We start from the raw sequence: 22,100 nt of genomic DNA, 5'->3' as shown, positions 1-22,100 counted from the left end.
TCAGGACAGGGTGGGGATGCGACCGATCGCGACGAGGGTCTCGACGCGGTCCGGCCGCATCGGCTCGTCGACGATGCCGGTGCCCGTGCCGGGAGCGTGCAGCATCAGGCGCGGTCCGGTGACGAAACCGACGTGGTGGATGGTCTTGCCGGGATGCGCGAAGAAGTAGAGGTCGCCGAGCTGCTCCTCGCCCTGCTGGACCGGATCGCAGGCGGCCGCCTGGTCGTCGCCGTCGCGCGGCACCATGATCCCGTGGGCACGGCAGGCGATGTGCACCAGACCGGAGCAGTCCAGCGCCGTCGCCGAGACGCCACCCCACAGGTAGGGGAGCCCGAGGTACTGCCGTGCGGTCTCGACGACCTCCGACCGGGTCACCGGTCCGGCGGCCCCGACGCGGTCGAAGGACGCTGTCCGCTCGTCGCACGTCTGCAGGTGCGCCGTACGGACCCAGCCCGGGTAGCCGCGCGCATCGCCTTTGTTGGGCTGCCACGGACACACGACTCGGGTCCAGTCGTCGTGGCGCTCGACGATGATGACCGGCTCACCCTGGACCACCTGGGAGTCGATGCGGTCGTCCAGCCCCCAGCGACCCTGGGCGCGGTCCGTGGCGACGTCCATGTCGTGCAGCCACTGGGCGTGGTCCGGCACGTCCGCGGTGATCACCCCGTCGACCGCTCGCGGTGACGTCGGATCTCGCCAGAGCACGGTGACCGGAGGCACGACGGTGGCGAGCTGGGGCGAAGCGGTGGGTTCGTGCACTGCACCATCCAATCAGGGGCGCGCCCGTGGCGGGGTGAGTGGTGCTGGTCGGCCGGAGCCGATCACCAACCTCGCGTCCGCCATTCCGGCAGATGCGGCCGTTCTGTGCCCAGCGTGCTGTCGTCGCCATGGCCCGGGTAGAACCAGGTCGTGTCGCCGTAGCGGCCGAACACACGTGCCTCGACGTCGTCGATCAGCTGTGGGAAAGACTGGTAGTCATAGCGATTCGTCGCTCCGACCCCTCCGGGGAACAGGCTGTCCCCGGTGAACAGGTGGGTGTCGCCCGCAGGGTCGTCGTACGCGAGCACGATGCCGCCAGGGGTGTGACCGCGTACGTGCCCGACCGACAGCACCAGCTCGCCGACCTGCACGGTGTCGCCGTCGTGCAGCAGCACGTCGGGGTGGACGGGCAGCGCGCCTGCGTCGTCGGCGCCGGCGTAGGTGGTCGGTGAGTACGCCGCGACGACGTCCTCGAGTGCGCGGACGTGGTCCCAGTGCTGGTGAGTGGTCGCGACCGCGTCGAGTCGCCCGGTGCCTTCGTCGACGAGCTCGCGGATCCGGTCGGTGTCGTCGGCGGCGTCGATGAGCAGCTGGTGGCCGGTGGCGCGGCAGGTGAGGAGGTAGACGTTGTTGCTCATCTGCGACACCGCGATCTTGCGGATCGTCGCGTGCTCGAGCTCGCGGACCGCGGTGGGACCGCCGGGGGAGACGTGGCCGTCGTACGACGTGGTCATGCTCATCCTTCGGGTGGCAGGGAGGGCAGGGGCGTGCCGTCGAGCGTGGCCACGCCGTCGGTGCGGCCGCGGGTCAGCCAGCCCAGCACCGGGCCTGCGGCGCCACCGACGACCTGTCCGCCGGCTCCGACCGGCACCGGGTCGAAGCCGTCGACGGCGACGACCAGGTCGACGGACGCTGCACGGTGCGCGAGCCCGCTGATGTGGTGTGCCACGAGCAGCTGGGCGACCTCAGGGGCGACGGCTGCGAAGTCGTGGCCGGCCGCCAGGTCGGTGTGGTGGATGACCACCTCGTTGAGGCGCAGGAACGCAGCGGCGGCTGCCGGGACGAGTCGTCCGCCGGGGGTGCGCTCGACCATGCGGCCGGTGTGCTCGGGGCCCAGTCGCGCGAGCTGGACCGCGAGCTCCTCGCACCCGGAGCGGAGCGTGGCCAGGTGCTCCTGGGGTGTACGACCCACCTCGCGCTCGATCTCGGCGTCACGCTCGACGTCGCTGGGGTACATCGTGACCGGGACGTCGTCGACGGCCGCGCGAACCACGTTGACCAGGGCGGCGGCGTTGGCGGTCAGGTGGCTGACGACGTGGGCCCGGGTCCAGCCCTCGCAGCGCGAGGGCTGGGCGAGGTCGGCGACGTCGAGGGAGGAGACGGTGGTGAGGAGGAGCTCGGTCTGTGCCGCCAGCATCGGGGCGTCGACCCCTCGGCTCGGGTGCTCGGGAAGGCGGGTGGTCACGACGCGACCTCCTGCGCCGCGCGGGCCTCGGCCTCGGCGAGCTGAACCGCCGCGATGATGAGCGTGAGGTGCGAGAACGCCTGGGGGAAGTTGCCGACCATACGGTCCGCGCCCGGGTCGTACTCCTCAGCGAGCAGCCCGACGTCGTTGGTGAGCCCGACCAGGCGGTCCATGAGCTCGCGCGCCTTGTCGAGCTCGTCGGTCACGGCATAGGCGGCGACGAGCCAGAAGGAGCAGGCGAGGAAGGGGTGCTCGTCACCGCTGAGACCGTCGACGCCGCTCTCGGTGCGATACCGGAGGAGGAATCCGTCGCGCATCAGGTCGTGCTCGATCGCCTCGACGGTGCCGATCACCCGGGGGTCGTCGCCGGGCAGGAACCCCACGAGCGGGATGAGGAGCAGCGAGGCGTCGACCTCGTCGGTGTCGTAGTGCTGGGTGAAGGTGTTCTTGGCGGTGTCGAAACCCTTGGTCAGGATCTCCTCGCGTACGGCGTCGCGCACCTCTCGCCAGCGCTCGACCGGGCCTTCGTAGCCGTGCTTGTCGACCGCCTGGATCGCCCGGTCGAACGCGGCCCAGACCATGACCCGCGAGTGGGTGAAGTGGCGCAGGGGACCGCGGATCTCCCACAGGCCGTTGTCCGGCTCGTCCCAGTGCTTGACCAGGTCGTCGACGAGGGCGCGCTGCACCGACCAGCTCTGTGCGGTCTCGCTCAGGCCCCGCTCGCGCGCGATCTCGAGAGCGATCATGACCTCGCCGAGGACGTCGGTCTGCTTCTGGTCGACCGCGCCGTTGCCGACCCGGACCGGCCGGGACCCGGCGTAGCCCGGGAGATGGCCCAGCTCGCGCTCGGGCAGCTCGCGGCCGCCATCGACGGCGTACATGATCTGCATGTCCTCCGGATCACCGGCGAGCGCCCGCACCAGCCAGTCGCGCCACAGCTTGGTGGCGCCGACGTAGCCGACCACGAGGAGCGCCTCCAGCGTGAGTGAGGCGTCGCGCAGCCAGCAGTAGCGGTAGTCCCAGTTGCGCTCACCGCCGAAGTCCTCGGGCAGGCTGGTGGTCGGCGCGGCCACGATGCCGCCGCGTCGGGTGTCGGTGAGCAGCCGCAGCACGAGCAGTGAGCGGACGACCTCCTCGCGGTAGGGGCCGTCGTACGTGCAGCGCGACGCCCAGTCGGCCGACTTCTGGTAGGTCGCCTCGATGCGGGACGGGATGTCCAGGGGAGGCGGGATCTCTTTCCAGGACGAGAACCAGGTGAGGCTGAACTGCAGCCGGTCGCCCGCGCGAACGGTCCACTGATCACGGTGGTGACCGTCGTCGGCGACCGGCAGCCGCTGCCCGCGCAGCAGGAGCATGTCCGGGCCGGCGATCGCGACGATCACGTCGTCGTCGCGCTCGTGGCCCGGGTGGTGCGATACCCAGGGCCGCACCTTGCCGTAGTTGAAGCGCACGACCCACTCGTGACGCATCTCGACCTCGCCCTCGAGTCCCTCGATGACGCGGACGATGTCCGCACGGCTGTCGCCGAGCGGCATGAGATCGGTCACCTTGACCTTGCCCGTCGACGTCTCGTGGATGGTCTCCAGGATGCACGAGTTGCCGCGGTAGCGACGCGTCGAGACGGCCTCGCCGACCGGACCGATCAACCAGCGACCGTGGTCAGCGGTTCCGAGCAGGGCGCTGAAGCACGACGGCGAGTCGAACCGCGGGATGCACAGCCAGTCCAGCGAACCACCACGGCTCACCAGCGCAGCGGTCTCGGTGTCGCCGATGACCGCGTACTCCTCGATCGGGATGCGCGGCGGCACGGACTCGGCGGCGTTGTCAGTCGGCTCCGGGTCGATCATGGACCGAGCCTAGGCGTGGCCCTCGGCGGCCGGGGAGAGGCACGCGTCCCAGATGGCTGTCGGACCCGGCACCTAGCATGGGCGCCGTGGCATCTCCTTCGACCTCCCGCGCCCTGACAGCATCCTCGGGCCGCGACCACCTGCGCGTCCGAGGCGCTCGCGAGCACAACCTCAAGAACGTCTCGATCGACCTGCCCCGCGACAGCCTCGTGGTGTTCACCGGCCTGTCCGGCTCGGGCAAGTCCTCCCTCGCGTTCGACACGATCTTCGCCGAGGGGCAGAGGCGCTACGTCGAGTCGCTGTCGGCGTACGCGCGGCAGTTCCTGGGGCAGATGGACAAGCCGGACGTCGACTTCATCGAGGGCCTGTCGCCGGCCGTCTCGATCGACCAGAAGTCCACCAACCGCAACCCGCGCTCCACGGTGGGCACGATCACCGAGGTGTACGACTACCTGCGCCTGCTGTTCGCGCGCGCGGGTCGTCCGCACTGCCCGATCTGTGGTGAGCCGGTCGGGCGGCAGACGCCGCAGCAGATCGTCGACCAGCTGCTCGAGCTGCCCGACCGCACCCGGTTCCAGGTGCTCGCGCCGGTCGTGCGTGCGCGCAAGGGCGAGTACGTCGACCTGTTCGGCGAGCTGCAGACGAAGGGCTTCTCGCGTGCCCGGGTCGACGGGGAGGTGGTGTCGCTCGCCGAGCCGCCCAAGCTCGAGAAGCAGAAGAAGCACACGATCGACGTCGTCGTCGACCGCCTGGTCGCCAAGGGACCGGGAGACGCGAGCGGCAAGCAGCGGCTGACCGACTCGGTCGAGACTGCGCTGGGGCTCGCCTCGGGTGTCCTGGTGGTCGAGATGGTCGACCTCGACCCCGACGACCCGGCGCGCGAGCGTCGCTTCTCCGAGAAGATGGCCTGCCCCAACGAGCACCCGTTGAGCATGGACGAGATCGAGCCACGGTCGTTCTCGTTCAACTCGCCGTTCGGCGCATGCCCTGCCTGTACCGGGATCGGCACCGAGCTCGAGGTCGACCCCGAGCTGGTCGTGCCCGACGAGGACAAGTCGATCGCCGAGGGTGCGATCCTGCCGTGGGCGCAGGGCCAGGGCACCAACGACTACTTCATGCGGGTCATCGGTGCGCTCGCCGACGACCTGAAGTTCTCGCTCGACAAGCCGTGGCACTCGCTTCCCGACCGCGCCAAGGAAGCACTCCTGCACGGTCAGAACCACAAGGTCCATGTCCGCTACAAGAGCCGCTACGGCCGCGAGCGCAGCTACTCCACCGGGTTCGAGGGCGTGATCACCTTCGTCAAGAGGCGGCACGCCGAGACCGAGTCCGACTGGAGCCGCGAGCGCTACGAGGGCTACATGCGTCAGGTGCCGTGCCCGGTGTGCAAGGGCGCCCGCCTCAAGCCCGAGTCACTCGCCGTCACCGTCGGTGGCCGCTCGATCGCCGACGTCTGCGCGCTGCCGATCTCGGAGTCGGCGACCTTCCTGCACGACGTCGACTTCAGCGCACGTGAGCGCGCCATCGCCGAGCGGGTCATCAAGGAGATCGAGGCCCGGCTCGGGTTCCTGCTCGACGTCGGTCTGGACTACCTCTCGCTCGACCGTCCGGCCGGCACGCTGTCCGGCGGCGAGGCACAGCGCATCCGACTCGCCACGCAGATCGGCTCCGGCCTGGTCGGGGTCCTGTACGTCCTGGACGAGCCGTCGATCGGTCTGCACCAGCGTGACAACCACCGGCTGATCGAGACCCTGACGCGCCTGCGCGACCTCGGCAACACGCTGATCGTCGTCGAGCACGACGAGGACACCATCGCCACGGCCGACTGGGTCGTCGACATCGGCCCCGGTGCCGGCGAGCACGGCGGTGAGGTCGTGCACAGCGGCACCGTCAAGGATCTCCTCGCTCATCCCGACTCGATCACGGGCGCCTACCTGTCGGGACGCAAGGAGATCGAGACCCCGGCCGTACGCCGACCGCAGGACGGACGTCGGATCACCGTCCGAGGGGCGCGGGAGCACAACCTCAAGAGCGTCGACGTGAGCTTCCCGCTCGCGAATCTCGTTGCGGTGACCGGGGTCTCGGGCTCGGGCAAGTCCACGCTGGTCAACGACATCCTCTACAGCGTGCTCGCCAACCAGCTCAACGGCGCGCGTCACGTGCCCGGTCGGCACCGCACCGTCGAGGGGCTCGACGAGCTCGACAAGGTCGTCCACGTCGACCAGAGCCCGATCGGACGCACCCCACGGAGCAACCCGGCGACCTACACCGGCGTGTTCGACCACATCCGCCGGCTGTTCGCCGAGACGACCGAGGCCAAGGTTCGCGGCTACCAGCCGGGCCGGTTCTCGTTCAACGTCAAGGGCGGTCGCTGCGAGGCGTGCAGCGGTGACGGCACCATCAAGATCGAGATGAACTTCCTCCCGGACGTCTACGTCCCGTGCGAGGTGTGCCACGGCGCCCGCTACAACCGCGAGACGCTCGAGGTGCACTTCAAGGGCAAGACCATCTCGGACGTGCTCGACATGCCCATCGAGGAAGCGGCCGACTTCTTCGCGGCCGTCCCGGCGATCGCCCGGCACATGCGCACCCTCAACGACGTGGGGCTCGGTTACGTCCGGCTCGGACAGCCCGCCCCGACGCTGTCCGGCGGTGAGGCGCAGCGGGTCAAGCTCGCGGCCGAGCTGCAGAAGCGCTCGACGGGCCGCACCGTCTATGTCCTCGACGAGCCGACCACGGGCTTGCACTTCGAGGACATCCGCAAGCTCCTCGGGGTGCTTCAGGGTCTGGTCGACAAGGGCAACACCGTCATCGTGATCGAGCACAACCTCGACGTGATCAAGAGCGCGGACTGGCTCGTCGACATGGGCCCCGAGGGCGGCAACGGCGGCGGCACCGTCGTGGCCGAGGGCACGCCCGAGCACGTGGCGTCGCAGACGGACAGCTACACCGGCCAGTTCCTCGCGCCCGTGCTGGCCAAGAGCAGTGCGGCGACGACCAGCAGGCGGGCGCCGGCTGCCGCCCGGACCACCACGAAGTCCGCGGCCAGCAAGGCGATCTCCGGCGCTGGTGCCCGCAAGGCGACCGGTCGGCGTACGAGCGCTGCGGCCACGTCCGGCACGGGGGCCACCGCCAAGAAGGCCTCGACCGCGAAGGCGGCGAAAGCGGCGAAGAAGAAGCCGGCCACGAAGCAGGCGAGGTCGCGCAAGGCCGGCTGACAGGTCCACGACCCGAGTGTTCGACGCGGCGCGTCCGAGCTCGGGAACGACGCCGTACCTGGCGTACGTTGGATGCACGTTGGTTGTTGATCGCTCAAGGACCGGAGACGACATGACCGAGCACGTCCGGAACAGCACCCCTCGGCCCGCCAGGCGTGAGGTGGTGCGCGGCGTCGGCCTGGTCGGTCTCGCCGGCGCAGCGACCACGGGCCTCGCCGCGTGCGGTGACGACAGCGGTGACCCGCCGGCGTCCACGGGCGGTGCATCAGCCGCACCGTCGTCCAGTGGTGCTGCAGGCGCCGCGGGCGGAGGTCTGTCCGTACCGACGTCCAAGGTGCCGGTCGGCGGCGTTTACATCGACAAGGACAGCAAGACCGTGGTCACGCAGCCCGAGGCCGGCACCTTCAAGGCGTTCAGCGCGGTGTGCACCCACCAGGGCTGCACGGTCGACAAGGTCGAGGCCAAGAAGATCGAATGTCCCTGTCACGGAAGCGCATTCGACGCCACCACCGGTGAGGTCGTGGACGGACCGGCGACCAAGTCGCTCCCGGCCAAGACCGCGACGGTGTCGGGCGACTCGATCTCGATCACCTGACCGTCCCGTCCGCCACGAGTGCGTACGACGGCCCGCCCCGCCGTCGTACGCGCTGTCGGCGGCAGTTCGTAGGGTGGGGCTGTGGCTGATCCCTCCTCCTACCGTCCGAAGCCGGGCGAGATCCCTGTCGACCCCGGGGTCTACCGCTTTCGCGACAAGGACGGTCGGGTCATCTACGTCGGCAAGGCCAAGTCGCTGCGCAGCCGCCTGTCGTCGTACTTCCAGGACATCGCCGCGCTCCATCCACGCACGCGCACGATGGTGCAGACCGGTGCGAGCGTCGAGTGGACGGTCGTGCGCAACGAGGTCGAGGCGCTGCAGCTGGAGTACTCCTGGATCAAGGAGTACGACCCGCGCTTCAACGTCAAGTACCGCGACGACAAGTCCTACCCCTACCTCGCGGTCACGATGGGTGAGGAGTTCCCGCGGGCTCAGGTGATGCGTGGCGCCAAGCGCAAGGGCACCCGCTACTTCGGCCCGTACGCCCACGCCTGGGCGATCCGCGAGACGCTCGACCAGCTGCTGCGCGTCTTTCCCGTACGCACCTGCAGCAGCGGCGTCTTCAAGCGCGCCGGCCAGGTGGGCCGACCCTGCCTGCTCGGCTACATCGACAAGTGCTCGGCCCCGTGCGTCGGCCGGGTGTCTCCCGAGGAGCACCGCGACATCGCCGCCGACTTCTGCGACTTCATGGCGGGCAACACCTCGCGCTTCGTCAAGCGGCTCGAGCAGCAGATGAAGTCGGCGTCCGAGCAGCTGGAGTTCGAGCAGGCCGCACGTCTGCGCGACGACATCAACGCCCTCCAGAAGGCCCTGGAGCGGTCGGCGATCGTGCTCGGTGACGCCACAGACGCCGACGTGTTCGCGCTCAGCAGCGACGAGCTCGAGGCCGCGGTGCAGGTGTTCCACGTACGCGGCGGTCGGGTTCGCGGGCAGCGCGGCTGGGTGGTCGAGATCCAGGCCGAGGGTGACGTCGGCCTCCCCGAGGTGGTCGAGCACCTGCTGCAGCAGGTCTACGGCGGGGAGTCCCCGGACGGCGTCCCACGCGAGGTGCTCGTGCCGGTCCTGCCGCCCGACGCCGACAACCTCGCCGAGTGGTTGAGCACGTTGCGAGGGGCTCGGGTCGACCTGCGCGTCCCGCAGCGTGGTGACAAGCGCACGTTGCTCGAGACCGTGACCCGCAACGCCGAGCAGTCGCTGGCACGGCACAAGGTGACCCGCGCCGGTGACCTCACCGCGCGCAGCCAGGCACTGCAGGAGCTGCAGGAGGCGCTCGCGCTCGACCAGGCACCGTTGCGCATCGAGTGCTTCGACGTCAGCCACGTCCAGGGCACTCAGGTGGTGGCGTCCATGGTGGTGTTCGAGGACGGCCTCGCGCGCAAGGGCGAGTACCGCCGGTTCATCGTCCGAGGGGCGGTCCAGCCGGACGGCACCGTGCGGATGGACGACACCGCGGCCATGGACGAGGTCCTCACGCGACGGTTCAGGCGATACCTCGAGGACCGCGACACCTCGGGCGAGGTCGAGCTCGACCCGGGTGAGGACAGCGGCGGCCTGATCGACGAGGAGACGGGCCGGCCCAAGCGTTTCGCCTACCCGCCGCAGCTCGTGGTGGTCGACGGCGGCCGCCCGCAGGTGCAGGCAGCCCAGCGCGCCCTCGATCGCCTCGGCATCGACGACGTCGCGGTCGTCGGCCTGGCCAAGCGGCTCGAGGAGGTGTGGCTGCCCGACGACGAGTTCCCCGTGCTGCTGCCTCGCACGAGCGAGGGCCTCTACCTGCTCCAGCGGATTCGCGACGAGGCGCACCGGTTCGCGATCACGTTCCACCGGCAGCGGCGCTCGAAGGCGATGACGGCCTCCGCCCTCGACGGCATCCCGGGACTGGGCGCGGTCCGGCGCAAGGCACTGCTCAAGGAGTTCGGCTCGGTCAAGCGGGTCCGGCAGGCGTCCGAGGACGAGATCGCAGCCGTCAAGGGCATCGGACCTGCCCTCGCCCGCACCGTGCACGAGGCGTTGCGCGAGGATGCCGACAGCACGCCTGCAGTCAACGTGACGACCGGTGAGGTCCTGGACTGACTTTGGAGGAGCCCGCGATGACCGACGACGAGACGGCCCCACCCCGTTCGGCGCAGATGCTGATCGTGACCGGCATGAGCGGCGCCGGGCGTTCGACCGTCGCCAATGTGCTGGAGGACCGTGGCTGGTACGTCATCGACAACCTGCCGCCGCAGATGCTGATGCCGATGGCCGAGCTGCTCGAGCAGGGCAGCCAGCCGGGCACGCGGCTGGCTGCTGTCGTCGACGTCCGCAGCCGCACCTTCTTCACCGACTTCCGTGACGGCCTCGACGGCCTGCGCGATCACGGCTGGCGTCCGACGGTGGTGTTCGTCGACGCCACCGACGAGTCACTCGTGCGCCGGTTCGAGTCCGTACGCCGGCCGCACCCGTTGCAGGGTGAGGGGCGCATGCTGGACGGCATCGTCAAGGAGCGCGAGATGCTGCGTAACCTGCGCTCGAACGCCGACCTGCTGATCGACACCAGCGGACTCAACGTCCACCAGCTGACGGCCAAGGTCCACGAGCTCGTCGGCGCGGACGAGCGCCCGCCCCTGCGTATCGCGGTCATGTCGTTCGGGTTCAAGTACGGCATCCCGTTGGACGCCGACCTGGTGTTCGACATGCGGTTCCTGCCCAACCCGTTCTGGAACCCCGAGCTGCGTCCGCACACCGGTAAGGACCAGGTGGTGTCCGACTTCGTGCTCGCGCAGCCGGGCGCCGCCGAGTTCATCGACCGGACGCTGGCGCTCCTGGAGCCGATGACCGCCGGCTACCTGCGCGAGGGTCGCAGCTACGTCACCCTCGCGGTCGGCTGTACCGGAGGCAAGCACCGGTCCGTGGCCGTCGCCGAGGAGCTCGGCCGCCGCATCGACGCCCCTGACATCGGCACCCTGGTGGTTCACCGTGACCTGGGCCGGGAGTGAGTCGTACGGTCTGCGCCCGGCACCGGGTGCGGGCCGTCGGCCGGCCGTGGCCGCGCTCGGGGGAGGGCACGGGCTCGCGGCCTCGTTGCAGGCCCTGCAGCCGGTGACCGACCGCATCACGGCCATCGTGACCGTCGCGGACGACGGTGGCTCCAGCGGTCGGCTGCGTGAGGAGTTCGACATCCTGCCGCCCGGCGACCTGCGCATGGCACTCGCCGCGCTGTGCAGCGCGTCGGAGTGGGGGCTGCAGTGGCGAGACGCCCTCCAGCACCGCTTCGCCGGGGACGGACCGCTCGGCGGTCACGCCCTGGGCAACCTCATCATCGCCTCGTTGTGGGACCTGCTCGGCGACCCGGTGGCCGGTCTCGACCTCGTCGGTCGGCTGCTCGGAGCCCGAGGGCGGGTCCTGCCGGTCGCGACCGACCCGGTGCGCATCGCGGCGTCGGTCGTGGGTGCCGACCCCGACGAGCCGGATGAGGTCACCGAGGTCGTGGGTCAGGTGCGGGTGGCCACGACAGCAGGACGCGTGCTGTCCGTACGCCTCGACCCGGACCCACCGACGGCCTGCCCGGAGGCCGTCCAGGCGATCCTCGACGCCGACTGGGTGATCCTCGGGCCCGGTTCGTGGTTCACGTCGGTGATGCCTCACCTGCTCGTCCCCGAGATCCGAGAGGCCCTGGTCCACACCCGCGCTCGCCGGATGCTCACGCTCAACATGGTCATGAACACCGGTGAGACGACCGGGTTCAGCGCCTCGGACCACCTGGAGGTCCTGGCCGCGCACGCACCCGACCTGCACCTCGACGTCGTCCTCGCCGACCCCTCCGTGGTCGACGGTGATCACGACCAGCTCGGCGACACGGCTGCAGCGATGGGAGCAGAGCTGGTGTTCTCGCCGGTCGCCGATCCCGACCAGCCGGGCACGCACGACACCCTCCGGCTCGCGGCGGCCTACCGTGACGTGATGGAGTAGCCACCTTTGCCGGGCTCTGACCCGGAGTGGTTACAGTGCAAGTGGTTTCGCCCGGGGGAGACACGGGACCGCACCGCAAGTGCACCTGGTGAGAGGAATGAAGGCCGATGGCGATGACCGCAAAGGTCAAGGACGAGCTGAGCAGGACCTCCGTCACCAAGACGTGCTGTCGCAAGGCCGAGATCTCTGCGGTGCTGCGCTTCGCGGGTGGTCTGCACATCGTGGGCGGCCGCATCGTCATCGAGGCCGAGCTCGACACTGCGCAGGCCGCACGACGGCTGCGCCAGGACATCTCTGACGTCTACGGACACCCGTCCGAGGTGATGGTGCTCACCAGTGGAGGCCTGCGCAAGGGCACGCGCTACGTCGTCCGCGTCGTCCAGGACGGAGAGTCGTTGGCGCGCCAGACCGGCCTGATCGACCAGCGCGGGCGACCGGTGCGCGGTATGCCGCCGAAGGTCGTCAACGGCGCGGCGTGCGACGCCGAGGCCGCCTGGCGCGGTGCCTTCCTCGCTCACGGCTCGCTGACCGAGCCTGGCCGGTCGTCCTCTCTCGAGCTCACCTGCCCCGGCCCCGAGGCTGCGCTCGCGCTCGTGGGCGCAGCGCGCCGGCTCGGCATCCAGGCCAAGGCCCGCGAAGTACGCGGAGTCGACCGTGTGGTGATCCGTGACGGTGACGCCATCGGTGCGATGCTCACGCGGCTCGGCGCGCACGAGTCGGTGCTGGAGTGGGAAGAACGCCGGATGCGTCGCGAGGTGCGCGCCACCGCCAACCGCCTGGCCAACTTCGACGACGCCAACCTGCGCCGCTCTGCCCGGGCGGCGGTCGCGGCCGGTGCTCGCGTCGAGCGGGCGCTGGAGATCCTCGCGGAGGAGGTGCCCGATCACCTCGCTGAGGCCGGCCAGCTGCGTCTGCAGCACAAGCAGGCCAGCCTCGAGGAGCTCGGCCAGCTCGCCGATCCGCCGATGACCAAGGATGCGGTGGCCGGTCGGATCCGCCGCCTGCTGGCGATGGCCGACAAGCGTGCCGAAGAGCTCGGCGTCGCGGGCACCGACGCCAACCTGACCCCCGACATGCTCGACACCTGAGCGGTCGTCGTACACCGCACGGGTCCACGTCCTGGCCGGGCGGCTGGTGGGCTCAGTGCCTTCTATAGGCTGGGCGCGTCGTTCATCGCTGCGCGGCCACCTCCGACGGGTGAGCCAGGGCGCAGCGGGCTTCCGCTAGAGAAGGGCTTGGTCTCGTGACCGTTCGTGTAGGTATCAATGGCTTTGGCCGCATCGGCCGCAACTTCTACCGCGCCGTGATCGCGTCCGGCGCCGACATCGAGATCGTGGCGGTCAACGACCTCACCGACAACGCGACGCTGGCCCACCTGCTGAAGTACGACTCCATCCTGGGTCGCTTCGACGGTGACGTCACCTCGACCGACACCGAGATCACGGCGGGTGGCAAGACGTTCAAGGCGTTCGCCGAGCGCGACCCGAAGAACCTCAAGTGGGGCGACCTCGGTGTCGACATCGTCGTGGAGTCGACCGGCTTCTTCACCGATGCGGAGGCCGCCAAGGCCCACATCGACAACGGCGCCAAGAAGGTCATCATCTCGGCGCCGGCCAAGAACGAGGACGTCACCATCGTCATGGGCGTCAACGACGGCGACTACGACAGCGCCAAGCACCACATCATCTCCAACGCCTCGTGCACGACCAACTGCCTCGGCCCCATGGCGAAGGTCCTCAACGACGAGTTCGGCATCGTCAAGGGCCTGATGACGACCATCCACGCTTACACCCAGGACCAGAACCTGCAGGACGCGCCGCACAAGGACCTGCGTCGCGCTCGTGCCGCCGCTCTCAACATCGTGCCGACCTCGACCGGCGCTGCGAAGGCCATCGGCCTGGTGCTGCCCGAGCTCAAGGGCAAGCTCGACGGCTACGCGCTGCGCGTGCCGACCCCCACCGGCTCGGCCACCGACCTGACCTTCGAGGCCGGCCGTGAGACCACGGTCGAAGAGGTCAACGCCGCGATCAAGAAGGCCGCCGAGGGCCCGCTCAAGGGCATCCTCGTCTACACCGAGGACCCGATCGTCTCCAAGGACATCGAGACCGACCCGGCCTCCTGCATCTTCGACTCCGGTCTCACCAAGGTGATCGGCAACCAGGTCAAGGTCGTCGGCTGGTACGACAACGAGTGGGGCTACTCCAACCGCCTCGCCGACCTCGTCACCCTCGTCGGGCAGAGCCTGTGACCTCGATGCGGACCATCGATGACCTCGGTGATCTGAAGGGCAAGACGGTCCTCCTGCGCAGCGACCTCAACGTCCCGCTGGATGATCAGGGCAGCATCACCGACGACGGGCGCGTGCGTGCCTCGGTGCCGACCATCAAGGTCCTCACCGAGCGCGGCGCCCGGGTCGTGGTGTGTGCGCACCTCGGTCGTCCGAAGGGCAAGCCCGAGGACAAGTACTCCCTCAAGCCGGTCGCCGACCGTCTGGGTGAGCTGCTCGGGTCGCCCGTGGCGTTCGCGCAGGACACCGTGGGTGAGTCGGCTCGCAGCGTCGTCGACGCACTCGAGGACGGCCAGGTCGCGCTGCTGGAGAACCTGCGCTTCAACGAGGGCGAGACGGCCAAGTCGGCCGACGACCGTGCTGAGTTCGCCGACCAGCTCGCCTCCCTCGCCGACGTCTTCGTCAGCGACGGCTTCGGTGTGGTCCACCGCGAGCAGGCCAGCGTCTACGACGTCGCCGAGCGTCTCCCGCAGGCCGCCGGCGGCCTGGTGCTCGCCGAGGTCGAGGTGCTGCAGCAGCTGACCAAGCCGCGGCGCCCGTACGCCGTCGTGCTCGGTGGCGCCAAGGTCAGCGACAAGCTGGGCGTGATCGAGAACCTCCTGAAGGAGGCCGACATGCTGCTCATCGGTGGCGGTATGGCGTTCACCTTCCTGAAGGCCCAGGGCTACGAGGTCGGCAAGAGCCTCCTCGAGCAGGACCAGGTCAGCACGGTCAAGGGCTACCTCGCCGAGGCCGAGAACCACGGTGTCGACATCGTCCTTCCGGTCGACGTCGTCGCGGCGACGGAGTTCTCCGCCGACGCCGACCACGAGGTGGTGGGTGTCGACGCGATCCCGTCCGATCGGATGGGTCTGGACATCGGCCCGGAGTCCGCGCGCCTTTTCGCCGACAAGATCGCGACGGCCAAGACCGTGTTCTGGAACGGCCCGATGGGCGCGTTCGAGATGGAGCCGTACGCCGACGGTACGAAGGTGCTCGCGCAGGCGCTGGTCGAGGCCACCTCGGCCGGTGCGGTCACCGTGGTCGGTGGCGGTGACTCCGCGGCCGCCGTACGTGCGCTCGGCTTCGACGAGGACGGCTTCACCCACATCTCCACCGGCGGCGGCGCCAGCCTGGAGTACCTCGAGGGCAAGACCCTGCCGGGCCTCGCCGTGCTGGAGGACTGAGCGATGGCACGTACCCCGCTGATGGCGGGCAACTGGAAGATGAATCTCGATCACCTCCAGGCCGCCCACCTGCTCCAGAAGCTCGACTGGACCCTGCGCGACGGGCGCCACGACTTCGGCGCGGTCGAGGTCGCGGTGCTTCCGCCGTTCACCGATCTGCGCACCGTGCAGACGCTGGTCGACGGCGACAAGCTCAAGGTCTTGTACGGCGCTCAGGACCTGTCGATCCACGACAGCGGTGCCTACACCGGTGAGGTCTCGGGAGCGTTCCTGGCCAAGCTGGGCTGCACCTTCGTGGTCGTCGGTCACAGCGAGCGACGTCAGTACCACGCCGAGACCGACGAGGTCGTACGCCAGAAGGTGCAGGCTGCGTACAAGCACGGCCTCACGCCGATCCTGTGTGTCGGCGAGGCGCTGGAGGTTCGTCAGGCGGGCGAGCAGGTCCCGCACGTGCTGGCCCAGCTCGACGCCGCGCTCGAGGGCCTGGCTGCTGAGCAGGCGACCTCCGTCGTGATCGCGTACGAGCCGGTGTGGGCGATCGGCACCGGTGAGGTGGCGACCCCCGACGACGCGCAGGAGGTCTGCGCAGCGATTCGTGCTCGCCTCGCCGAGCTGTACGACGCCGAGCTCGCCGGTGGTGTCCGCGTGCTCTACGGCGGCAGCGTCAAGGCCGGCAACGTCGCGGCCATCATGGCCCAGGACGACGTGGACGGTGCCCTCGTGGGCGGCGCTTCGATCGACCCGGCAGAGTTCGCCTCCATCTGCCGCTACCGCAGTCACCTCACCGCGTGACGTGCTGACCGTGCGCCCGGCCCCCGCAGGCCGGGCGCGCGGTGGTGGCGCCGTTCGCGTCGAGCGGCGCCGTGCCTCCTGTAACCTGTAGCGGATGGTCACTCGACCGTCCTACTCGACTCGTAAGGTGAACCTCCCGTGGACGTGGTGCGCATTGCACTCCAGACGCTGCTGGTGCTCAGTGGCCTCTTCCTCGTCTTGCTGATCCTGATGCACAAGGGCAAGGGCGGTGGACTGTCGGACATGTTCGGTGGCGGCGTGTCGAGCAGTCTCGGCGGATCCTCGATCGCCGAGCGCAACCTCAACCGGATCACGGTGGGCGTGGGCGTGCTCTGGGCGGCGACGATCGTCGGCCTGGGCCTCGTCGAGCGCTTTGCCTGATCGACGTTCTGCACTGACCCAACAGCGAGGAGAGAAGCAACGTGGCCGGTGGTAACGCCATTCGCGGTAGCCGAGTGGGCGCAGGCCCGATGGGCGAGGCCGAGCGCGGTGAGGCCGCACCTCGGGTCGTCGTCTCGTACTGGTGCTCCAACGGGCACGAGACCCGCCCCAGCTTCGCCGAGGAGCCCGGGTTGAGCGTGCCCGAGCAGTGGGACTGCCCGCGGTGCGGCTTCCCCGCAGGGCAGGACCAGCAGAACCCGCCGGCCCCGCCGCGGGTCGAGCCCTACAAGACTCATCTTGCGTACGTGAAGGAGCGCCGCAGCGACGAGGAAGGCGCCGTCATCCTCGACGAAGCGCTCGAGACGCTGCGCTCGCGTGGACTGATCCGGTAGTCCTCAGCACGACAGCCTGTACGACGTGGGCCCGGTGACCGTGATCGGTCACCGGGCCCACGTCGTACGTGTGTGCTGTCGTCAGGTCAGCTGAGCGGCGGCAGCGTCGTCGAGCCACCAGATGGTGCGGTCCGCACCGGACACGCCGGCGGCCGGGGCGTCGTGCACGTCAGTGCCTCCGCGCGCACGGGCGACCGCCTCGGCCTTGTCCGGCCCGGCGACCATGAACCAGACCTGGCGGGCCGATCGCAGCGTCGGCAAGGTCATCGAGATGCGGTCGGGTGGCGGCTTGGGCGAGTCGTGCACGGCGACCACGGAGGTGTCGGCCACGTCGAGCGCCGGATGCCCGGGGAACAGCGAGGCGACATGGGCGTCCGGGCCGACGCCGAGCATGAGGACGTCGAACGCCGGCACGTCGGAGCCGTCGGGCGCGGCTGACGCGAGCTGGTCGGCGTACTGGCGGGCACCGGCCTCGGCGTCGAGCTCGTCGTCCTCCAGTGCCGCCATCGGGTGCAGACGGGACGGGTCGAGAGGCAGCCGGTCGAGCAGGGCCTGACGAGCCTGCAGCTCGTTGCGGTCGGCGTCGTCGGGGGGGACGAATCTCTCGTCGCCCCACCACAGCTCGACCGCTGACCAGTCGATCTCGTCGAGTCGGTCACTGGCACCCAGCGCTTCGAGCAACGCCGTGCCCATCGACCCTCCGGTGAGGACGACGTGGGCAGCGCCTCGGGCACGCTGAGCCGCGACCACCTCATCGATGAGCCGGTCGGCGAGGGCAACCGCCAACGCGTGCTTGTCGGCCTTGCGCACGACCTCGGACTCGCTCACGACGACCGCTTCGGAGTCGTGGTGCGCTTGACCCTGGCCGCGGACTTCTTGGCGGGCGCCTTCTTGCCGGCCTTCTCGTCGAGCTTGCGGCGGGCGGCCTTCTTGACGGCTGGGGTCGACTTCGACGTGGACGGTGCGGCCTCGACCATCGCGTTGCCGGTGAGCTTGCGGCCTTCGCGCCTGGCCTTCTCGCCGGCCTGGGCTGCTTCGCGGACTGAGGGCGCCTCGCCTTCGGCGACCGCCTGCGAGCCGGTCATCGTCGCCGGACCGACCTTCTTCAGGCCCTTGACGAGCGCCTCCTCGTAGACCTCGTCGGGGTCGAGGCGACGCAGCTCCTCGGCGAGTGCCTGGGCGTCGGTGATCCGTGCCAGGTTGATCCGGCGCACCGGCTGCCCCGGCTGGCTAAGGGTCGCGATGCTGCCCTCCGTACGCACCAGGTCGACGGGGCCGCTGGCGCGCTCGAGCCGCACACTCACCATGCCCACACCCGCTCGGGTGCGTGCTCGGCGGACCTTGCAGCGCAGTCGCACGGCGAGCCACGCCGCGAGCAGGTCAGTGCTGGGGGAGTCGGAGGCTCCGGTCACGGTCGCCTCGGTGACCGACTCGTACGGTGCCTGGTCGAGGGCGGCCGCGAGCAGACCTCGCCACCGCGTCAGGCGGGTCCACGCGAGGTCGGTGTCACCGTCGGCGTAGGTGTCCGCGCGGCGCTGCAGATCCCGGCGCGGGCTGCGACTGGTCGCCGAGTCGGTGATGCGCCGCTGGGCGATCTGGCCGATCGGCGACGCCGAGACGTCGGCGGGTGCACCAGAGGGCCACCACACCACGATGGGCGAGTCCGGAAGCAGGAGCGGAGTGATGACCGACCGACCATGGCCGGTCAGAGGACCGAACAGCCGCAGGACGACGATCTCGCTCGCGCCCGCATCGCCGCCCAGACGGATCTGCGCGTCGAGCCGGCTCGCTCCGCGTTTGTTGCCCATGACGAGGGCGATGATGCGGCTCGGGTGCTGACGGGTCGCGTCGCTCGCGGACTCCAGGGCCGCGTCGGCGTCGTCCTCGCTGACGACGATCACCAGTGTGAGCACCCGGCCGAGTGTCATCGCACCCGTCTGGTTGCGCAGCCGGACGAGCTTCTTGCTGACGTCCTGGGTCGTGGCGCTGGGCAGGTCGACGATCACCGGCGTCCCCGATCAGGAGCGGAGCGATCAACGAGCGGAGAGCTGAGTGGGGTGGTCAAGGCATCCTCCAGGTCCGTCCGTCGCGGTGCATCATGTCGTCGGCGCTGGCAGGCCCCCAGCCGCCCGAGTCGTACGGCTGTGGACTGCCCTTCTTGGCCCAGAACTGCTCGACGGGGTCGAGGATCTTCCAGGAGAGCTCGACCTCCTCGTGCCGCGGGAAGAGCGGCGGGTCGCCGAGCAGCACGTCCAGGATGAGCCGTTCGTACGCCTCGGGGCTGGACTCGGTGAAGGCGCTGCCGTAGCCGAAGTCCATGGTGACGTCGCGGACCTCCATCGATCCCGCACCGGGCACCTTGGAGCCGAACCGCATCGTGATGCCTTCGTCGGGCTGGACCCGGATCACGATGGCGTTCTGGCCGAGCTCCTCGGTGGCGGTGTCGGTGAACGGGAGGTGGGGTGCGCGCTTGAACACCACCGCGATCTCGGTGACACGCTTGCCGAGCCGTTTGCCGGTCCGCAGGTAGAACGGCACCCCGGCCCACCGCCGCGTGTGCACCTCGAGCTTGAGGGCGGCGTACGTCTCGGTCGTCGACCGGGCGCTGATGCCGTCCTCGTCGAGATAGCCGATGACCTTCTCGCTGCCCTGCCAGCCGGCGGCGTACTGCCCGCGAGCGGTCGCCTTGGTCAGGTCCTTGGGCACCCGCACGGCGGCGAGCACCTTCTCCTTCTCCGTACGCAGGTCCGAGGCCTCGAAGGAGTTGGGCTGCTCCATGGCCGTGAGGGCCAGCAGCTGAAGGAGGTGGTTCTGGATGACGTCGCGGGCAGCGCCGATGCCGTCGTAGTAGCCGGCCCGTCCTGCGATGCCGATGTCCTCGGCCATGGTGATCTGCACGTGGTCGACGTAGTGGGAGTTCCACACCGGCTCGAACATCTGGTTGGCGAAGCGCAGCGCCAGGATGTTCTGAACGGTCTCCTTGCCGAGGTAGTGGTCGATGCGGAACACCGAGTCGGCGGGGAAGACGCCCTCGACGATCGCGTTGAGCTCACGAGCGCTCTTGAGGTCGTGCCCGAACGGCTTCTCGATGACGACGCGTCGCCACTCGTTGTTGCCCGGGACCGACAGCCCACTGCGCTCGAGCTGCTCGCACACCACCGAGAAGAACGCCGGTGGGATCGAGAGGTAGAAGGCCGTGTTGCCGCCCGTGCCGCGGCTCTCGTCGAGCTCCTTGACCGTCTGGGCGAGCAGGTCGAAGGCGGCGGGATCGTCGAAGGTGCCTGGTACGAAACGGAATCCCTCGGCGAGATTGCGCCAGACGTCCTCGCGGAACGGCGTGCGCGAGTGCTCGCGCACGGCGTCGTAGACGATCTTGCCGAAGTCCTGGTCCTCCCAGTCACGCCGCGCGAAACCGACGAGCGAGAAGCCCGGCGGGAGCAGACCGCGGTTGGACAGGTCGTAGATCGCCGGCATGAGCTTCTTGCGGGCGAGGTCACCGGTGACGCCGAAGAGGACCATGGCGCACGGCCCGGCGATCCGGGGGAGTCGCTTGTCCTCGACCTGACGCAGCGGGTTGATGCCCCTGGCCACACGGGCCGGGCTCACGACCGGACCTCCTCGCCGTCGAGACCGCCGACCACCTGCATGACCTGGGCGAGGCCGTCGTCATGGTCGGTGAGGTGCAGGCGCAGCACCGGACGATCGTGCTCGGCCAGGACCTGGGCGTCGCCGCCGGCCTGGGCGGCGATGAAGTCGCCCAGGGTGAAGTCGCGGCCGGGTACGGCCAGGTCCTCGTGAGGCGTGGTGGTGATCTGCAGGTAGACGCCTTCGGGCGCCCCGCCCTTGTGGTACTGGCCGGTGGAGTGCAGGAACCGTGGGCCCCAGCCGAAGGTGACCGGCCGACCGGTGGCCCTGGCGAACGCCACACGGACGTCGGCCAGCGCCGAGTCGGCGATGCGGTCGAGGTAGGCCATGACGGCGAGGTAGCCATGCTCGGGCAGCTGCCCGATCAGCGCGCGGACGGCCTCGGCGACCGTGCTCGCCTCGCCGAGCCAGTCGCCACCGAGAGCGCGCACCTCGACGGCTCCGTCGGTGAACGCCGGTGCGTCGCCTCCGGAGGCACCACCGTCGAGCAGCTCGCGCGCAGCCTTCTTCGCGGACTCGACGTCGGGCTGGTCGAACGGGTTGATGCCGAGCAGCCGACCGGCGACGGCGGTCGCGGCCTCCCACAGCAGTATCTGGGCACCCAAGGACCCGGAGACCCCGACGGCGGCCTCACCGGCGACGGCGTCCTCGGTGTCCTCGGGCAGCAGGCTCACGCGCAGCTCGTCGTCGAGCAGCTCGCCGGCCGGAGCGTCCCCGACGACGACCGGGAGCAGACCGGTGCCGTCCTTGCCGGTGCTCTCAGCGATGAGCTGCTCGGCCCAGTCGCCGAACCCGACCGCCGACGTCCCTGCGTCGATCAGCAGCACCTTGTTGCGCAGGGGAGAGGTGCCTCCGAGCGCGGCGCCGAGACGCAGAGCCGGGTTGGCCTCGTCGTCTGCGGCGAGGACGTCGGTGATCGCCTCGGCCTGGTCGAGCAGGGCCTCGACGTCGGCGCCGGCGAGTCCGCTCGGCACCAGGCCGAAGGCGGTGAGCGCGGAGTACCGGCCGCCGACCTGCGGGTCGGCGTTGACGACACGGTAACCGGCCGTGCGGGCTTCCTCGTCGAGAGGGCTGCCCGGGTCGGTGACGACGACGAACCGGTCCTTGGGGTCGATGCCGGCGTCGGTGAACGCCTTCTCGTAGACCCGCCGCTGACTGTCGGTCTCGACCGTCGAGCCGGACTTGGACGACACCACGACGACGGTGCGGTCGAGCCGGTCGGACACCGCGGCCCGGACCATGTCGGGCTGTGAGGAGTCGAGCACCGTGAGGGGCACGCCGGCTGTCGCGCAGATCACCTCGGGCGCGAGCGACGACCCGCCCATGCCGCACAGGACGACGTGGTCGAGGCCGGCGGAGGACAGCTCGTCACGGATCGCGGCGATCTCGCCGACGAGCGGACGGGACGACCGGGCCAGGCCGACCCAGGAGAGCCGCTTGGCGGACTCATCCTCGGCGGCCGGGCCCCACAGCGTGTGGTCCTGGTCGAACAGTCGGCTGGCGAACTTCTGCTCGACCAGTGCACTCAGGTGGGCGTCAATGGCGTCGGCAGCCGCACCCGAGGCGGTGACTGCGACCGAGCTCCCGGGGACGTCGTTCACG

At 69.9% G+C, this 22,100-nt stretch carries 19 protein-coding genes; 11 read left to right on the top strand and 8 right to left on the bottom strand.

Annotation, left to right across the window (positions count from 1 at the left end; genetic code table 11):
• The 4 genes from VV01_RS08915 to VV01_RS08900 all read right to left on the bottom strand — a co-directional run bounded on the left by VV01_RS08915 (nucleotide 1) and on the right by VV01_RS08900 (nucleotide 4,071).
• Nucleotides 1-759, bottom strand: a complete 759-nt coding sequence (locus VV01_RS08915; RefSeq protein ID WP_050669574.1) for a C40 family peptidase — start codon at nucleotides 757-759, stop codon at nucleotides 1-3.
• Nucleotides 760-821: 62 nt separating this feature from the next.
• Nucleotides 822-1,493 (bottom strand): MBL fold metallo-hydrolase, encoded by a 672-nt coding sequence (locus VV01_RS08910; protein WP_407942910.1) that lies wholly within the window; start codon nucleotides 1,491-1,493, stop codon nucleotides 822-824.
• A gap of 2 nt (nucleotides 1,494-1,495) precedes the next feature.
• Nucleotides 1,496-2,224: a maleylpyruvate isomerase family mycothiol-dependent enzyme gene (locus VV01_RS08905; RefSeq protein WP_050669572.1), complete on the bottom strand. Its 729-nt coding sequence runs from the start codon at nucleotides 2,222-2,224 to the stop codon at nucleotides 1,496-1,498.
• Entirely contained in the window at nucleotides 2,221-4,071 is a 1,851-nt protein-coding gene (locus tag VV01_RS08900; protein WP_050669571.1) for a glycoside hydrolase family 15 protein, read from the bottom strand. The genes VV01_RS08905 and VV01_RS08900 overlap by 4 nt, the downstream gene beginning before the upstream one ends.
• A gap of 77 nt (nucleotides 4,072-4,148) precedes the next feature.
• Here VV01_RS08900 and uvrA point away from each other — a divergent pair, with 77 nt between their 5' ends.
• From uvrA to VV01_RS08845, 11 genes are all read left to right on the top strand, one after another.
• A complete protein-coding gene (gene uvrA / locus VV01_RS08895) occupies nucleotides 4,149-7,289 on the top strand; it encodes an excinuclease ABC subunit UvrA (protein ID WP_050669570.1) in 3,141 nt (1,046 codons plus the stop codon).
• A gap of 112 nt (nucleotides 7,290-7,401) precedes the next feature.
• On the top strand, nucleotides 7,402-7,884 hold the full coding sequence (locus tag VV01_RS08890) for a Rieske (2Fe-2S) protein (RefSeq protein ID WP_050669569.1): 483 nt from the start codon (nucleotides 7,402-7,404) through the stop codon (nucleotides 7,882-7,884).
• 81 nt (nucleotides 7,885-7,965) lie between these two features.
• A complete protein-coding gene (uvrC, locus tag VV01_RS08885) occupies nucleotides 7,966-9,957 on the top strand; it encodes an excinuclease ABC subunit UvrC (protein WP_050669568.1) in 1,992 nt (663 codons plus the stop codon).
• A gap of 17 nt (nucleotides 9,958-9,974) precedes the next feature.
• Nucleotides 9,975-10,862 carry an RNase adapter RapZ gene (gene rapZ, locus VV01_RS08880; RefSeq protein ID WP_050669567.1) on the top strand — a complete coding sequence of 296 codons (888 nt, stop codon included), beginning with the start codon at nucleotides 9,975-9,977 and terminating at the stop codon, nucleotides 10,860-10,862.
• Complete coding sequence (locus tag VV01_RS08875) at nucleotides 10,843-11,835, top strand: gluconeogenesis factor YvcK family protein (RefSeq protein ID WP_407942909.1); 993 nt, start codon at nucleotides 10,843-10,845, stop codon at nucleotides 11,833-11,835. Before rapZ ends, VV01_RS08875 begins: the two co-directional genes overlap by 20 nt.
• Nucleotides 11,836-11,942: 107 nt before the next feature.
• Nucleotides 11,943-12,923 (top strand): DNA-binding protein WhiA, encoded by a 981-nt coding sequence (gene whiA, locus VV01_RS08870; RefSeq protein ID WP_050669566.1) that lies wholly within the window; start codon nucleotides 11,943-11,945, stop codon nucleotides 12,921-12,923.
• A 155-nt stretch (nucleotides 12,924-13,078) separates the two neighbouring features.
• Nucleotides 13,079-14,083 (top strand): type I glyceraldehyde-3-phosphate dehydrogenase, encoded by a 1,005-nt coding sequence (gene gap / locus VV01_RS08865; RefSeq protein ID WP_050669565.1) that lies wholly within the window; start codon nucleotides 13,079-13,081, stop codon nucleotides 14,081-14,083.
• Nucleotides 14,084-14,088: 5 nt separating this feature from the next.
• Entirely contained in the window at nucleotides 14,089-15,288 is a 1,200-nt protein-coding gene (locus VV01_RS24330; RefSeq protein ID WP_050671822.1) for a phosphoglycerate kinase, read from the top strand.
• Nucleotides 15,289-15,291: 3 nt separating this feature from the next.
• Nucleotides 15,292-16,080 carry a triose-phosphate isomerase gene (gene tpiA, locus VV01_RS24325; protein WP_050669564.1) on the top strand — a complete coding sequence of 263 codons (789 nt, stop codon included), beginning with the start codon at nucleotides 15,292-15,294 and terminating at the stop codon, nucleotides 16,078-16,080.
• Nucleotides 16,081-16,218: 138 nt separating this feature from the next.
• Nucleotides 16,219-16,461, top strand: coding sequence for a preprotein translocase subunit SecG (secG, locus tag VV01_RS08850; RefSeq protein WP_050669563.1), 243 nt, complete (start codon nucleotides 16,219-16,221; stop codon nucleotides 16,459-16,461).
• 41 nt (nucleotides 16,462-16,502) lie between these two features.
• On the top strand, nucleotides 16,503-16,853 hold the full coding sequence (locus VV01_RS08845; RefSeq protein WP_071606329.1) for an RNA polymerase-binding protein RbpA: 351 nt from the start codon (nucleotides 16,503-16,505) through the stop codon (nucleotides 16,851-16,853).
• Nucleotides 16,854-16,934: 81 nt separating this feature from the next.
• On the opposite strand, the gene pgl is transcribed toward VV01_RS08845, so the two are convergent.
• The 4 genes from pgl to VV01_RS08825 are packed head-to-tail and all read right to left on the bottom strand — an operon-like array spanning nucleotide 16,935 to nucleotide 22,099.
• Nucleotides 16,935-17,681, bottom strand: coding sequence for a 6-phosphogluconolactonase (gene pgl, locus VV01_RS08840; protein ID WP_050669561.1), 747 nt, complete (start codon nucleotides 17,679-17,681; stop codon nucleotides 16,935-16,937).
• Nucleotides 17,678-18,859 (bottom strand): glucose-6-phosphate dehydrogenase assembly protein OpcA, encoded by a 1,182-nt coding sequence (locus tag VV01_RS08835; RefSeq protein WP_050669560.1) that lies wholly within the window; start codon nucleotides 18,857-18,859, stop codon nucleotides 17,678-17,680. Before VV01_RS08835 ends, pgl begins: the two co-directional genes overlap by 4 nt.
• Nucleotides 18,860-18,914: 55 nt before the next feature.
• Nucleotides 18,915-20,459 (bottom strand): glucose-6-phosphate dehydrogenase, encoded by a 1,545-nt coding sequence (zwf, locus tag VV01_RS08830; protein WP_050669559.1) that lies wholly within the window; start codon nucleotides 20,457-20,459, stop codon nucleotides 18,915-18,917.
• Nucleotides 20,456-22,099, bottom strand: a complete 1,644-nt coding sequence (locus VV01_RS08825) for a glucose-6-phosphate isomerase (protein WP_050669558.1) — start codon at nucleotides 22,097-22,099, stop codon at nucleotides 20,456-20,458. The genes zwf and VV01_RS08825 overlap by 4 nt, the downstream gene beginning before the upstream one ends.
• Between the last annotated feature and the right edge of the window lies 1 nt (nucleotide 22,100).

Source organism: Luteipulveratus halotolerans, from assembly GCF_001247745.1.
Classification (GTDB): domain Bacteria; phylum Actinomycetota; class Actinomycetes; order Actinomycetales; family Dermatophilaceae; genus Luteipulveratus; species Luteipulveratus halotolerans.
This window is presented reverse-complemented; position numbering and strand designations above follow the sequence as displayed.